General features: G+C 50.0%; 14 protein-coding genes and 1 tRNA gene. 5 read left to right on the top strand and 10 right to left on the bottom strand.

Features of this window, described 5'->3' with window-relative positions; genetic code table 11:
• Positions 1-171: 171 nt before the first annotated feature.
• From Q1A04_RS12210 to Q1A04_RS12235, 6 genes are all read right to left on the bottom strand, one after another.
• Positions 172-912 (bottom strand): DUF4476 domain-containing protein, encoded by a 741-nt coding sequence (locus tag Q1A04_RS12210; protein ID WP_299706066.1) that lies wholly within the window; start codon positions 910-912, stop codon positions 172-174.
• Between the two features lie 165 nt (positions 913-1077).
• Complete coding sequence (locus Q1A04_RS12215; RefSeq protein WP_299706069.1) at positions 1078-2247, bottom strand: AIR synthase related protein; 1170 nt, start codon at positions 2245-2247, stop codon at positions 1078-1080.
• A gap of 227 nt (positions 2248-2474) precedes the next feature.
• On the bottom strand, positions 2475-4421 hold the full coding sequence (locus tag Q1A04_RS12220) for an OmpA family protein (protein WP_299706072.1): 1947 nt from the start codon (positions 4419-4421) through the stop codon (positions 2475-2477).
• 25 nt (positions 4422-4446) lie between these two features.
• Positions 4447-4929 carry a hypothetical protein gene (locus tag Q1A04_RS12225; protein ID WP_299706075.1) on the bottom strand — a complete coding sequence of 161 codons (483 nt, stop codon included), beginning with the start codon at positions 4927-4929 and terminating at the stop codon, positions 4447-4449.
• 167 nt (positions 4930-5096) lie between these two features.
• On the bottom strand, positions 5097-5879 hold the full coding sequence (locus Q1A04_RS12230; protein WP_299707007.1) for a (Fe-S)-binding protein: 783 nt from the start codon (positions 5877-5879) through the stop codon (positions 5097-5099).
• A gap of 155 nt (positions 5880-6034) precedes the next feature.
• Positions 6035-7408 carry a (Fe-S)-binding protein gene (locus tag Q1A04_RS12235; RefSeq protein ID WP_299706078.1) on the bottom strand — a complete coding sequence of 458 codons (1374 nt, stop codon included), beginning with the start codon at positions 7406-7408 and terminating at the stop codon, positions 6035-6037.
• Between the two features lie 168 nt (positions 7409-7576).
• On the opposite strand from Q1A04_RS12235, the gene Q1A04_RS12240 reads away from it, so the two are divergent.
• Together Q1A04_RS12240 and Q1A04_RS12245 are read left to right on the top strand one after the other, a co-directional pair.
• Positions 7577-7652: transfer RNA gene (locus tag Q1A04_RS12240), tRNA-Phe, on the top strand.
• Positions 7653-7932: 280 nt separating this feature from the next.
• The gene (locus Q1A04_RS12245) at positions 7933-8439 is read left to right on the top strand and encodes a TlpA disulfide reductase family protein (protein WP_299706081.1); all 507 of its coding nucleotides are present in this window, start codon (positions 7933-7935) and stop codon (positions 8437-8439) included.
• On the opposite strand, the gene Q1A04_RS12250 is transcribed toward Q1A04_RS12245, so the two are convergent.
• Positions 8436-9533: a DnaJ domain-containing protein gene (locus tag Q1A04_RS12250; protein WP_299706083.1), complete on the bottom strand. Its 1098-nt coding sequence runs from the start codon at positions 9531-9533 to the stop codon at positions 8436-8438. The two genes, Q1A04_RS12245 and Q1A04_RS12250, sit on opposite strands and share 4 nt — an antisense overlap.
• A 150-nt stretch (positions 9534-9683) precedes the next feature.
• Here Q1A04_RS12250 and Q1A04_RS12255 point away from each other — a divergent pair, with 150 nt between their 5' ends.
• From Q1A04_RS12255 to Q1A04_RS12265, 3 genes are read left to right on the top strand one after another with little or no spacing between them, the layout of a single operon-like run.
• Complete coding sequence (locus tag Q1A04_RS12255; RefSeq protein ID WP_299706086.1) at positions 9684-10058, top strand: phage holin family protein; 375 nt, start codon at positions 9684-9686, stop codon at positions 10056-10058.
• Positions 10055-10699 (top strand): hypothetical protein, encoded by a 645-nt coding sequence (locus tag Q1A04_RS12260; RefSeq protein ID WP_299706089.1) that lies wholly within the window; start codon positions 10055-10057, stop codon positions 10697-10699. Before Q1A04_RS12255 ends, Q1A04_RS12260 begins: the two co-directional genes overlap by 4 nt.
• The gene (locus Q1A04_RS12265; protein ID WP_299706092.1) at positions 10677-11441 is read left to right on the top strand and encodes a geranylgeranylglyceryl/heptaprenylglyceryl phosphate synthase; all 765 of its coding nucleotides are present in this window, start codon (positions 10677-10679) and stop codon (positions 11439-11441) included. Before Q1A04_RS12260 ends, Q1A04_RS12265 begins: the two co-directional genes overlap by 23 nt.
• On the opposite strand, the gene Q1A04_RS12270 is transcribed toward Q1A04_RS12265, so the two are convergent.
• The 3 genes from Q1A04_RS12270 to Q1A04_RS12280 all read right to left on the bottom strand — a co-directional run bounded on the left by Q1A04_RS12270 (position 11424) and on the right by Q1A04_RS12280 (position 14522).
• The gene (locus Q1A04_RS12270) at positions 11424-12347 is read right to left on the bottom strand and encodes a helix-turn-helix domain-containing protein (protein ID WP_299706095.1); all 924 of its coding nucleotides are present in this window, start codon (positions 12345-12347) and stop codon (positions 11424-11426) included. The genes Q1A04_RS12265 and Q1A04_RS12270 overlap by 18 nt on opposite strands.
• A gap of 158 nt (positions 12348-12505) precedes the next feature.
• Positions 12506-13645 carry an acyl-CoA dehydrogenase gene (locus tag Q1A04_RS12275; protein WP_299706098.1) on the bottom strand — a complete coding sequence of 380 codons (1140 nt, stop codon included), beginning with the start codon at positions 13643-13645 and terminating at the stop codon, positions 12506-12508.
• 199 nt (positions 13646-13844) lie between these two features.
• Positions 13845-14522, bottom strand: a complete 678-nt coding sequence (locus tag Q1A04_RS12280) for a zinc metallopeptidase (protein WP_299706101.1) — start codon at positions 14520-14522, stop codon at positions 13845-13847.
• Position 14523: the final 1 nt, after the last annotated feature.

Genomic DNA, 14523 nt, shown 5'->3' on the forward strand with positions numbered 1-14523 from the left:
GGCTTCTGTGATGAACAGAAGCCGTTTTTGTTTATCAGGTGCACCAAATCATTTTTATACCATTCTGTAAGAATATTGGTTACCAACTGCTATAACCTATACAACTTGTACACAAGATCCCCCGAAGCAAGTTCGGGATTTTCAACTTTCAGGATGACAAACTAATTATAGCTACCTTCTCCTACTGGTATAGCTCTCCAGTTCCCGCACGTGGTGGTCGAACTCAAAGATGTCGTAGATGTAGTAGAAGCGCTCTTTGTCACAGACGCTGTCATAGGCGAATTTGGCAAACTCGAGACGTGTACTCTCAAACTCAAACTGCAGAAGCACCCGGCGCAGGTCTTCTGACAGGATACTGCCGTTGCGCACCGCTTCCCGGGCAATGGTAAGGCGGGTGCTTTCGAAGTCGCGGCCCTTCATGGCGTCGATGAGGCGGTCAATGTCATACTTGTCCAAAAGATTTCGGCAGGCATCGGCAGGCTCTTCGTAACGGGGTGGCACCGGCTCATAGCGTGGGGGTACGGGCTCATACCTGTCGGGGTAGCGCGGAGGTGGTGGCGGCACTACGACAACGGGCGGCGGACCCAGCGGCACTTCGCTGATCACCCGCAGGCTCACTCTTCGGCCAGATACCCGCACGGCGTAGTTTGTTTCAAAGCCAGCGCGGGCCAGTACGTTTATACCTGTTCTATATATGCCATGACGGCCTCTGATTCTGAACTCCACGTAATGGTTACCGGGCCGCAGGTGCGTGATGCGCACAAAGTTGGAGGCCGTGCGGTTGATCACACGTCCGTCCAGCGCCATCTGGAAGGGTTCGCCCCGGTGGGTGGTAAAGGTCACAACGGTGGGTTGAGCGAAAGCCGGCAGCGCCAGCAGCACAAACAGAAGCGGAAGTAGAAGCTTTTTCATGGCTTATAGGTTTTAGCGTATACTTTCGCCAAGCCAATTATTGTGCCAGTTTATGGAACTAAAGTGAGAAGGAGTTTGTCTGCGGGGACTTCGTTGGTTGTAGGTATAAAACAAAAAACCACAGGCGCTATACCTGTGGTTTCTCTTTATAACTTATGCGAACGTCTATCCTTCGTAATAGAACTCTCCCTTGTCGCTCTTAATCGTGAGTTCATTGCGCTCGCTGGCCTCTACACGGCCTACAATCTGGGCATCCACCCCAAAAGACTTTGAAATGTCAATCAGGCTTTGGGCGTGCTGCTCCGGTAAGTAAATCTCGAGGCGGTGGCCCATGTTGAAGACCTTGTACATCTCTTTCCAGTCGGTGTGGCTCTGCTCCTGTATGATACGGAACAGCGGTGGTACCGGAAAGAGGTTGTCTTTGATGATGTGTACTTTTTCGGTGAAGTGCAGCACTTTGGTCTGAGCGCCGCCACTGCAGTGCACCATGCCGTGTATATGCGGACGGTGTTGCTCCAGTATAGCCTTCACGATCGGCGCATAGGTCCGCGTTGGTGAAAGCACCAGTTTTCCCACTTCCATACCTGTTTCTTCTTCCACATCTGTTAGCCGGTAGTTGCCAGTATACACGAGGTCTTTTGGCAGTTCCGGGTCGTAGCTTTCTGGGTAAGAAGCTGAGAGATATGAATGGAACACATCATGGCGGGCAGAGGTCAGGCCGTTGCTGCCCATACCGCCGTTGTACTCGTCTTCGTAAGTGGCCTGCCCGTAAGAGGCAAAGCCCACAATCACATCGCCAGGTTGTATGTTGTCATTTGAAATCACTTCGTCGCGGCGCATACGAGCCGTCACGGTGCTGTCTACAATAATGGTGCGCACCAAGTCGCCTACGTCGGCTGTTTCGCCTCCGGTGCTGTAGATGCCGATGCCGTTATCACGTAGCATTTGCAACACCTCTTCGGTGCCGTTGATGATGGCGGCAATCACTTCGCCGGGTATCAGGTGCTTGTTGCGGCCGATGGTAGAAGAAAGCAAAATGTTATCCGTCGCACCCACACACAGCAGGTCGTCGGTGTTCATCACCACAGCATCCTGTGCTATACCTTTCCATACGCTTAGGTCGCCGGTTTCTTTCCAGTACATGTAGGCCAAGGCCGACTTCGTGCCCGCGCCGTCAGCGTGCATGATGGCGCAGTACTCGGGGTCACCGGTGAGGATGTCGGGGATGATCTTGCAGAATGCTTTCGGGAAAAGCCCTTTGTCGATGTTCTTGATGGCGTTGTGTACGTCTTCCTTTGAGGCGGATACGCCACGCCGGAGGTATCTATTTTCCATAGTGCTGGTCTTACTTGCTCTACAAATTTAAGAAAGGCCTTGGTATATACGGCAAAAGAAGCGCTTTAAAAAAGCACTAACAGCAAATTATAAGGCATCTTGACCGGTTCAAGCGCGCACCTGCATAGCAAAGCGCACTCCTTATATAAAAACCCGGCGGCCATAGTATAATGCTACAGCCGCCGGGTTTTTATTTTAATAAGGTATAGCGTTATACCTTATAGCTGTTACTCCTGAATACGCACCACCTTAAACTCTGTGCGGCGGTTGCGCTGGTGCTCTTCCTCTGTCTTGGCGTTGCGCACCACCGGGCGGCTCTCGCCATAGCCACGTGCCGTAATGCGCGAACGGTCTATACCTTTGGAGATGATGTAGTCCACAGCAGACTGTGCGCGACGCTGCGACAGGTCTTGGTTATATACGTCAACGCCACGGGAGTCAGTGTGCGAGCTCAGTTCGATGGAGATGCGCGGATTGTCTACCAGTATCTGCACTAGTTTGTCAAGTTCCTCAGCCGCGTCAGGTCGGATGTCGGCTTTATCGAAGTCGTAGAAGATATTCTCCAGCACAATAGCCTTTTCTTTCACAATCTCGGTTAGCAACAGGTCAGCAGTCAGGCGTACCTCGTTCACTTCGTTTGGCAGCTGGTTTTGCGACGGCATTTTGCCTACGGTGGTCACACGCTGGCGCGCGGCGAAGAATCCCGATTTCTCAGCAAGCAGAGAGTATGTTGATGCGCTGTCAAGTTCAAAGGTGAACTTACCCTCGGCATCGGCTTTTGTCTCGGCCAGTTTCTGTCCGCGTGCATCCTGCAACACTACCGGGATGTTCGGCACAACGGTTTGTTGCTTGTCTTTATCGCGGCGCTGGTATACAGTGCCATCCACAAAGAAATTCACCAGCTTACGCGCCGATCTGGAGATGGCATAAATGTCGTCCCCCCCTAGGCCACCTTCACGGTTAGATGACAAGTATCCGGTAAAGGCATCCTGAAAGAAAATACCGAAGTCATCACCACTGGAGTTAACCGGTATGCCCATATTCACAGGCTTCCCATCTTCTATTTTGAATATATCGAGCCCACCCAGTCCCGGCAGACCGTCGGAGGCAATGTATAGCGTGCCATCCGGCGCAACATGTACATAACTCTCATTGCCCGGCGTGTTAACATCCGGCCCTAAGTTTACAGTCGCTGAGAAGCGACCGTTTTCATCGATTGTAGTCTTGTAGATGTCGTTGCCTCCCAAGCCGCCTCGACGGTCAGATGAGAAGTAGAGCGTTCTGCCATCAGGCGAGAAAGCCGGAGAAGAATCCCAAGCACGCGGGTCGTTGATGTTGAGAATCTTTGGTTCGGTCCAAGCGTTGGAGCGGTAGAAGGAGATGTACAGGTCCACGTTGCGGCGGCCTTTCTTGGTCCCTTCGTTTCCTCTGGCAAATACCATAGTATTGCCATCGTCGGCAAAGGTGGTCATGGCCTCATGCAGGTCATCAGTATTCACGCCTTCAAGTTTGCGCACCGCGCCTCCCATGGTAGCAGAGTCGCCAAGTGTAGTAGCGTAGATATTTAGAAAGCCCTCACCATTACCCAAGTAGGTTTTTCCCGGTCCGCGGGAAGACGAGAAAATCAGTTCGTTATTGCGCACATATGGTGCAAAATCAGAGCCCTCGGTGTTCAGCGCTTCCAAGTTCTGTATTTCAAAACCGGTGTTTTTCTTCAGGATACTGCTTAATTGGCTCAGATTCTCCACTTCGCGCAATGCCAGTGTTTTGAGCTCCTGCTTACTACCGATGCGGGCATAGTCCTGCATCTGGCCCAAGGCTGCCTCATACTTGCCGTTGGCTTTTAGGGCCATGCCATAGTAAAAGAAACCTTCTTCCTTGCGGTAGTTGTTATCCAGAGCGGCTTTATAGAAAGGCTCTGCCTCCCCTAGGCGGTTAGACAGGCGGTAGGACTCCGCTATGCGGTAGTTGATCTCCCCCGTGTTGTTGGCTCCTTTCAGCGCCTGCTTGTAAAACTCAATAGCCCGCTCATACTGCTCTTCCTGAAAGCGCTTGTCGGCTTTGCTCAGGTATCGGCCGGAGCCGCAAGAGCTTAGCATCACCGCAAGAAGCACCAAGGCTCCCGCAAGCTTAATATAGTAGGCCACTGACTGTCGTGAAAGCGTCTGCTGCATGGACATAGGGTTTGTGTTGCCGAATCTAAAAATACTTGGAGAGCCAAGTGTTCTGCACCGGCCTTGGCCATGCTTCCTGCAGCTCTCCATAATTGTTTACTAATGTATCAAAATATAAGGTATTCGCCTCAATATCACCAGAAGCTACTTTATTTTTCAGCTCACTCATAGCCACTACTTTCACTTCGCCGCTCTGCAAAAAGGCCAATTGGGTGCGGTCAAAAAAAGACACGCCCAAGCGCTGCTCCAACTCCCGCACAAAACTCACCGACTTATCGATAGAGCAACCACTGGCGGCGGTTACGGTCTCATTGTTGGCCAGCACCAGAAAGCGGTCGTGCAGCAAACTAGCCGAAGCCTGCAAGCCCGCTCCGTGGCTACTCCAGTCAGTAGCAAAACGCTCCAGCAATGGTTTTATTTCGGACTGCTCCGCCTCCGTTAAGGCCCTGTCTGCTTGGTATATCCAGAGCCGGGCATGCGGCGGCAGTTGATCAAAAGGGATGTACATTTTTTAATTATTGATTGTTGGTTGTTGATTGTTTTTAAAGAGAAACTCACTGATGTTAAGCCCGCGCTAAAGGCTATACCTTTCTTCGCATGTTGCCTAGGCAAATAGGTATAACTACAACCCGGATACAAAACATCAATCAGCAATAAACAATCAACAATCAGGTATTACTTACTCAGCCCCTCCGCTTGCGCGATCAGCTCGGCGATGTCAAAAACTTTTACGTTTCCTTCCTGTTCCTTGTTCTTCACGCCATCGCTCATCATCACCATGCAGAATGGGCAGGCTGTCGCGATCACACCGTTGCCAGTGCCAAGAGTAGCCAGCGCCTCTTCCGTTCGCTCTATGTTGATTTCTTTATTGCCCGGCTCCGCCTCCTTGAACATCTGGGCGCCACCGGCACCACAGCAAAGGCCATTGGCACGGCTGCGCTTCATTTCCACTAAATCGGCATCGAGCGCGGCCAGTACGTCGCGCGGGGCTTCGTAAATGTCGTTGGCGCGACCAAGGTAGCAGGAGTCGTGGAAGGTGATGCGCTGCCCTTTGAAAGCCTCTCCGCCCTGTACCTTCACTTTGCCCTCGTTTATGAGTTGTTGCAGAAAGGTGGAGTGGTGAATCACCTCATAGTTACCGCCCAGATCCGGGTACTCATTTTTGATTGTGTTGAAGCAGTGCGGACAGGCCGTCACGATCTTCTTTATATTATAGGCGTTGAGCACTTCGATGTTGGTGATCGCCTGCATCTGGAACAGGAACTCGTTGCCGGCACGTTTGGCTGGTTCGCCGGTGCAACTCTCTTCCGTGCCCAGCACGGCATATTTCACGCCCACGTGTTCCAAAATCTGCACAAAGGAACGTGTTACGCGCTTGTAGCGGTCGTCGAACGAACCGGCACAGCCAACCCAGAACAGCACTTCCGGCTCTTCGCCGTTTGCAGCCATCTCCGCCATAGTTGGCACTTTCACTAGTCTTTTATTTTCTTCCATCTGGTAGGGTATGAATTGTTGATTGTTAGTTGATGATTGTTGTTTCTACACTCCCTCAGGGTTGATACAATCACTCTTAACAGTCAACTTATAAGCAATTAACAATAAGCAATCAGTAATTAATTTTTAGAAGGCACGTATAAGTCTTCGGCCCAGTTAAAGCGGTCTGAAGGCGAGAAGGCCCATGGCGCTCCGTTGTTCTCGATGTTTGTGAACATGGCGTTTACAGAAGCTGGCGCAGCCGATTCCTCAAGCACCAAGTAGCGGCGCAGGTCCATGATCGTGGACAGTTGGTCGATGTTCACCGGGCAGGACTCCACGCAGGCGTTGCAGGTGGTGCAGGCCCAGAGCTCCTCCGGTGTAATGTAGCCACGCAGCAATGTTTTCTCGTCGGTGGTCTGCACACGCTCCTCTCCTAGTTCTTTGTAGTGGTTCGGGGCGAAGATGGCTGGATGTTCGCCTTTCTCCTCCATACGGTCGCGGGTATCCATCACGATCTTGCGCGGCGACAGGAGTTTGCCAGTCAGGTTGGCCGGGCACACAGAGGTACAGCGACCGCACTCGGTACAGGTATAAGAATCCATCAACTGTTTCCAAGTCAGGTCTTCCACGTCTTTGGCCCCGAAGCGCTGCACGATCGGGTTGCCTTCGGCGTCCATCTCGGGAGCAGGCGGCTGGTAACTAGGATCCAGCATGGCTTTGATTTCGTGCGTAATAGCCGGGTTGGTCGTGAACTTGCCCTTCGGCCAAAGCTTGGAGTAGTACACGTTCGGGAAGGCCATGATGATGTGAAAGTGCTTCGAGCTTGGCAGATAGTTCATGAAAGCCAAGATGCCGATGATGTGGAACCACCAGCCGACACGCTCAATAATATGCAGGGCGTTTGGGTTATCGCCGAAAATGTTTACAAACATCTGGCTGATCGGGTAGCTTCCCGCTACTTCACCACCTTCTAGCTGCACCAGCTTGAGACCGGCAATATTGAAAGTGAAAAGCGCGAACATCAGCACGATCTCAGTCACCAGAATAAAGTTGGCATCCAGCTTCGGCCAAGCGCGCATTTCTACGCCACTGGCCAGACGAGGCACCTTGGTCACGTTACGTCTCCAGAGGAAGATCACACAGGCAACAATTACAAGAGCGGCCAGCACTTCATTGACAAACATCAGGGCACTATAAAGCGGCCCGAGGAAAGCAAGCACGCGGTGAGTGGCAAAAACCCCGTCGATCAAAATCTCGATCACCTCGATGTTGATCACTAGGAAACCCACATAAACAAAAAGGTGCAGTACGGCAGGCAGCATGCGTTTAAACATCTTCTGCTGACCAAAGGCCACCAGCAAGGTCTTGTTGATTCGCTCCGAAGGATTGTCAGTCAGATCGACGTCGCGACCCATCAGAATGTTCTTGCGGATTTTGCGAATCTGCCACACAAACAGGCCTATACCTAGGCCCGCTACAATTAGGAAGATAATGTTCTCGAGTTGAATCACGGCAAATTATTCGTTATACATACCAATTCGTAGATAAAGATAGCAGAATAGTGAGAATAAACGTGCACAGGGCCTCTTTTTTAAAATATTTTTGCCAGAAAGTTTGCGTCTTCAATTTTGGTTACTACTTTTGCATACCCTTTCGGAAGACGGGGTAACAACAGAGCTGGTGATGTAGCTCAGTTGGTAGAGCAAAGGACTGAAAATCCTTGTGTCGTTGGTTCGATTCCAATCATCACCACCAGCTTAAACCCTTACCTACACAGGTAAGGGTTTTCTGTTTTTATACCCTTCTCATTTCCACTGCCCCTACTATACTTCATAATAAGCCACTGGTTGCCTAAAATGTTTTAGCCCGGGAATTTTGCCTGTGTTTTCATATCTTAGCTGTTACAACATTTACTGCCGCCATGAAGAAAACCTACTGGAGCGCTATTTTCGCAGGTATGGCTGCTGGCATTGGCACCGTGCTCTTACTTGCGCTCATTTATATGTATTTCATCCAGAACATCCAAGTATAAGCCATGACCCGCCGCCAAACATTCTGGGCTTCCTATGCCGTGGGCTTCGCTGTTGCTGCTCTTATTGCGGCGTTCGCCTTTTATATGCTCCATCAGACGGTGCCGCAGCGCGTAAGCTGGCAGGCGCTGCAACTTACCAGCCTGCAAGGCGAGCCAACATCCATAGACCAGTACAAAGGAAAAGTGGTGGTGCTGAATATCTGGGCGACTTGGTGTAAGCCCTGTCTCGAGGAGATGCCATCCATGGATCGGCTACAACAGCTCTATCCTGATAAAATCGCTGTGGTCACCATATCGGATGAGGACATTGGCAAACTGCTCAAGTTCAAAAGCCGACAGCCTTATACCTTCACCTACCTCAAGGCGAATACCCCGCTTTCCCAACAGCGGATTACAGTATACCCCACCACCTATATCCTCAACTCAAGCGGCGAGATAAAGGAGATATACCTTGGCAACCAAGCATGGGACAGCGATCGAATGAAGAAGAAACTCCTGAGATACTTCTAGCGACAGATAGCCCGCAGTTCCAGCAGAGCCGCGGAGTAGCCCAACCGGTAGGCCTCGTTAAAGTGAGCGCAGGCGGAGTCGGGCTGGGCCTGCTCCAACTCGGTGCGGCCAAGCAGGTAAAATACCCGGCCATTGGCGTTATCAGCCTGTAGCACCTGCCGGTAGTCCGCCTCCGAGGCGGCATAGTCACCTGTTTTGTAGTACCCAAAGCCTCGGAAAGTCAACGCATTTGCCCACGACTCGCCTTTGGAGGTATGGCGCAGAAAGCTGGTAAAGTCGGCTATGGCTGGTTCAAATTTCTGAAGGTAAAACAAGCGCACCTCCCCCCTATCCAATTGCGCTGTGTGCAGCGTGCTATCCAGCGTCAGGGCGATGCCAAAATCTCTTTCAGCCTCTTTGTACTTCTCAAGTTTGGCCAAGCATTTTCCTCGCATCATAAATACATTCGCCGAGGGTCTGTCTTCCAAAGCAATGACTTGATTCAGGTCCTCCACGGCAGAACGGTAGTTCTCATACACGTTCATGGAGATGCTCGCCCGTGTCAGGTAGGCATCAGCATGCTTTGGTCGGAAATAGATGGCATCGGTCAGCAGACTATGCGCGCTGCTATACTTGCCGTGCTCTATGTAGCTGAGCGCTGTTTTATACCTGTCCTCGCCTGTTATATAGTCCATAGTGGACTTGAGCAGTACACTGAAAACGAACATGAAAGCAAAAAAGCCCAGAGTAATGTACAGGTCTTTGCGTACGAAGCGGCGTTCCTCGCGCCGTGGAATATTCTGATAATAGCGTTCCGAAACAGGTGCAGGCGGACGCGTTTGGCGATACCGTGCGTGGTGGTGGGGCTGGTGCTGGCGTATGGCCTGCCGCTGCTCGCGCAGGTACTGCAGCCGCAAGTCGTAACGGGCGCGCTTCGATGGATCGGAAAGTGTTTGATAGGCGGAATTGACCACCTTGAAAAGCTCCTCGGCGCGTGCGTCGCCCGGGTTGCGGTCAGGGTGGTACTTCAAAGCCAGCCGCTTATAGGCCAGTTTGATCTCCTGCGCCGATGCGGTAGGGCTAACGCCTAAAATGCTATATAAATTATGCTCCAAGGGGGCTCCTGTAACAAAAAAACTCTACTTAAGTTAAGTAAACACGGACAAGATACAGCAAATTCCGTACTACAACTCTAACTGAATATAACTGCGTAAATTTTTTAATATACTACCGTATACAGATAAAGCACTAAAAAGCTGGGCAATATGAACGACAACGGCACGAAAGAAAAAAGCACCAATCTTATCGAGAACCTGATGGGTTACATCGATACCCGCATAGACATTATACGCCTCGAGATACAAGAAAAGCTAAAAGCTTCCTTTGTAAGTTTACTGCATGTGGTGCTTCTCGGTTTTTTTGGCCTTATGAGCTTACTTTTCGTCAGCATTTTCCTCGGCCTTTTGCTCAATCACCTGCTCGACAGCTCTTTCTGGGGTTTCGGCATAATCGCACTGTTCTACGTGGCAGTGCTAGTTGTACTGTTAGTAGGACTTGACAAAAAGGTATTCGAAGGTGTAGCCGACAAAGCATTTGACAATACGATATATAAAACAGACAAACGAGAAAACCAAGTATGAGCGAGACAAAGAATCCCTTGTTTGACAACGAGCGGGAGTTACTAGAGCGCCAAAAAGAAGAATATAAAAACGCGCTGATGGGTGACGTAGACCAGATCAAGACCCAAGGACAGCAAATCGGTAAAAAAGTAGCCATTGCAGGTGGCGTACTGGTAGCCGGACTGTTGCTGAGAAACTTGTTCGGCGGCGGCAAAAAAAAAAGTAAAAAGCTGAAGAGGAAAGAGGCTTTAAAGCAACGGAGTTCCCACGGAAAACAACCAGACGCACTCGGGTTCAATGCCTATGCGTATGAGCAGGAAGACAGCTATACTGCAAGAAATGCAGACGTGGCGGGATATGACTCTTTTGTACACGAGCAAGAGGATGACTATACCTTGTCTTCAGAGCGCATGCCACATGCACAGCATGAATCGCAGCAACAAAGCGGCGTAGCCAAAAGCTTTAGGAACTCTGAGCTGACGCAAGTGGTCAGCCAGCAGTTAATGGCCTTATTACTTGTCTACCTCACTAAAAAGGTGGAAGAATACTTAAGCAGTGTTTCTAAAAATAACGATATTGCAGCAGCACCCATTGAGGTGACTGAAGTAGAAACCATTGCTTATACCATTCCACAAGAGGATGCCATTCAACAATCTTCGTAACAGACAGCAACATGAGTCAGGCAGGAAGCACTTCGCCGTTCTGATCGATCCCGACAATCTGGATGAGGCTTCCTGCCTGAACCTGCTCTCTCTGAGCGAAACCCATCAAGTGGATTTCTTCTTTGTCGGCGGCAGCCTAATCACCACCGACAACCAAGCCGACATTATTCGGCTCATCAAAGAAAACAGCAGCATACCAGTTATCCTTTTCCCGAGCAACAGCCTGCACATCGACAAACAGGCCGATGGTATTCTGCTGCTCTCCCTTATCTCGGGCCGCAACCCGGACTTTCTCATTGGCCAGCATGTACTCTCGGCCCCGATACTCAAAGCCAGCCAGTTGCAGGTATACCCTACCGGCTACATGCTCGTGGACACTGGCCGCCAGACTACGGCCTCGTACATGAGTGGCACCACGCCTATACCTTACGATAAACCGGCTATTGCCGCCTGCACTGCCATGGCCGGCGAAATGCTCGGGCTGCGCTATATCTATCTTGACGGCGGAAGCGGTGCCATGCAGCCCATCAGCAGCGACATGATAGCGGCAGTGCGCCAAGCCGTGGATGTGCCAATTATCGTGGGGGGAGGAATTAATACAGCAGCCAAGGCTAAACAAGCGCTTGAGGCTGGTGCCGACGTAATTGTGGTGGGTAACTACATAGAAAAAAACCCCGGCTTTTTGGCCGAGGTTTCTCACACTGTTTATTCTTATAATCTTGCCTTAGATGTTCATCGCTGATTCGCGACGACGCATCTTGCCGGCAGGGATACCAAACATCATCTTGAAACGACGGCAGAAGTAAGCGGTGTCTTTGTAACCCACATCTTTGCCGATTTCGCGAATGCTCTTCTTCGTAGTACGAAGCAGGAACACAGCGCGCTCCATACGCTGGTATTCAATATAATCCTGAGGGTTGATGCCTGTCAGCATTTTAAAGTACTGGCCTACATAGTCCTCCGATACGTTGGCAACATTAGAAAGCACTTTGTTAGACAGGTCGCCGCCCAAGTTCTCCTTAATGTAGTTGAACAGGTCGATGAGGCGTGGATCTTTGAAGTAAGTGCTGTTTGTAGCCAACTGCTCCACGAACATCTTGTTGCGCAGGATGTGACGAACGATCTCTACCACAATGTTCTCAGTGTAGATGTTGATCAAACGCTCCTTGCCCGGCAGGTCCTGCATGCTCTCTTCTACCACCTTGATCACAAGGTTAGCCAGTTTGTTGTTACCTGAGATCAGGAACGCTGGCAGGTCAAGCGATGCAAAGAAGTTAACCGAGTCAAACACTTTCGCTTCGAAGCTCACATAGCTGTGGCTCTCTTCGGCATCACCGATAAGGTCGAGGTCATTGTTGTTCTTAAAGAACTTCTCTCTGTTGGTGATCAGATCGTCATTGGAGATAGTTCTGCCTTCACTGGATCCGTAAGTCACCTTCGTGCTTCGTCCACCAGGTATAAAGAGCAGTTCACCCTCCTCTACCATCTGTTCCTCCTCACCAAAGAAAATTGTACCTTTATGAAGCAGAATCAGGTTGTTGCCTACATCGTAGTAGTTGCGTACCGAGAACGGCTGCTGCAACACCAGATTTTTCGCTTTAATGAACCGCACCCCAAGCGACTCAATAATCTTATTGTAATCTTCCATGTGTGTTACCAACTAACTTTTATACTATAAACCCTTTTATTTTGTCCTAAAGCTAGGCTAATCTTTATAAAATTCAAAATATTTTAAATATTTAATTTTAATTCAATAAACCCTATCCTTAGCCTAAATAACACAATAACAAAGGTTTAAGTGCCAAATTACTTTAACAATTCTCTTGAAATTACTATTTTCTGGATCTCAGAAGTGCCTTCATAGATTTGTGTGATTTTGGCATCGCGCATTAAACGCTCTACATGGTACTCTTTCACGAAACCGTAACCGCCGTGAACTTGCACCGCTTCTACTGTTGTGTCCATGGCTACTTTGGATGCGAAAAGCTTCGCCATTGCACCGGACATGCCGTAATCTTGGTGCGTATCTTTGTGGTAAGCGGCCTTCAGGCAAAGCATGCGAGCCGCCTCAATGTTGGTAGCCATATCAGCCAGTTTGAACTGTATAGCCTGATGCTTAGCAATCTCCACACCGAACGCCTTGCGCTCTTTTGAGTACTTCACAGCCAATTCGTAAGCACCAGAAGCGATACCCAGCGCCTGCGAAGCGATACCGATACGGCCGCCGGCCAATGTAGACATCGCGAACTTAAAGCCGAAGCCATCTTCGCCGATGCGGTTTTCCTTAGGCACTTTCACATCCGTGAACATCAAAGAGTGCGTATCAGAACCGCGGATACCCAGCTTGTTCTCCTTCAGGCCAATTTGGAAGCCTTCCATGCCCTTCTCTACGATAAACGCATTAATGCCACGGTGCTTCTTCTCCGGATCGGTCTGTGCAATTACAAGGTATACAGAAGCTGTGCTACCATTTGTGATCCAGTTCTTGGTACCGTTCAGCAGATAGTAATCGCCTTTGTCTTCGGCAGTGGTGCGCTGTGAGGTAGCGTCAGAACCAGCCTCCGGCTCAGAAAGACAGAATGCACCGATGATCTCGCCTGTGGCCAGACGCGTTAGGTACTTCTGCTTTTGCTCTTCGGTACCGTATTTCTCAAGACCCCAGCATACCAGCGAGTTGTTCACCGACATAACTACAGAAGCGGAAGCGTCTACTTTAGAGATCTCCTCCATGGCCAGTACATAAGAGATGGTATCCATACCGCCACCGCCGTACTTCGGATCCACCATCATACCCATAAAACCCAGCTCTCCCATCTTCTTGATCTGCTCAGCCGGAAACTTCTGATGCTCGTCGCGCTCAATTACGCCCGGCAATAGTTCGGTTTGTGCAAATTCACGGGCGGCAGCCTGTACTGCCAAATGTTCCTCTGTTAATTGATAATTCATGCTTCTATATAATAAAAGGACGTGATTAATAAATTATAGTGCAAAAATATAAAATTCGATAGCATTCAGATAACTCGCCTAACTAATATTTGTTAGGCAAATTTTTAGTCCTATACCTGTTACCTGAAAATAATAGCGCCATCCGCTCTTAACGAACGGATGGCGCTATACTTAATAACTGTGTAATACGTCAGCTAGATTAGTCACGACGGCCCATTAGCAGTGACACATAGTAAAGCAAAGTAGCCAGTGAACCAAGCGCTGCGACCACGTAGGTCATGGCTGCCCACTTCAGTGCGTCTTTCGACATGGCCAGTTCCTGCTGTGTTACAATGTTGTTAGAGCTGATCCAAGCAAGCGCTCGCTTACTGGCGTCAAACTCCACAGGCAATGTTACGAAGCTGAAAATGGTCGTAAGGCCAAACAGCGCTACTCCTATCGTAAGTGGAATTGGGGTAGTCTGCAGCATGAAGATACCGATCAGAATGATCCACTGCATGTAGCGCGAAGCAATGCTCAGCGCTGGCACCATGGCCGAGCGGAACTTCAGGAAGCTATACGCTTTGGCATGCTGCACTGCGTGACCGCATTCGTGTGCTGCAACGGCTGCTGCAGCGGCGCTGCGTGCTTCGTATACATACTCACTCAAGTTCACGGTCTTGTCAGCTGGGTTGTAATGGTCTGTCAGTCGGCCAGCCACGGATATCACTTTCACATCGTGTATACCATTATCGGCCAACATCATTTCAGCAATCTCGCGGCCTGTATGGCCCGATTGCAACGGAATTTCAGAGTACTTTTTAAACTTGCTCTTCAGTCTCCAGCTTACCCACATGCTGAGACCCATGAAGAGGATAACGATAATATATATTCCCATT

The organism is uncultured Pontibacter sp. (assembly GCF_947499215.1).
Classification (GTDB): Bacteria; Bacteroidota; Bacteroidia; order Cytophagales; family Hymenobacteraceae; genus Pontibacter.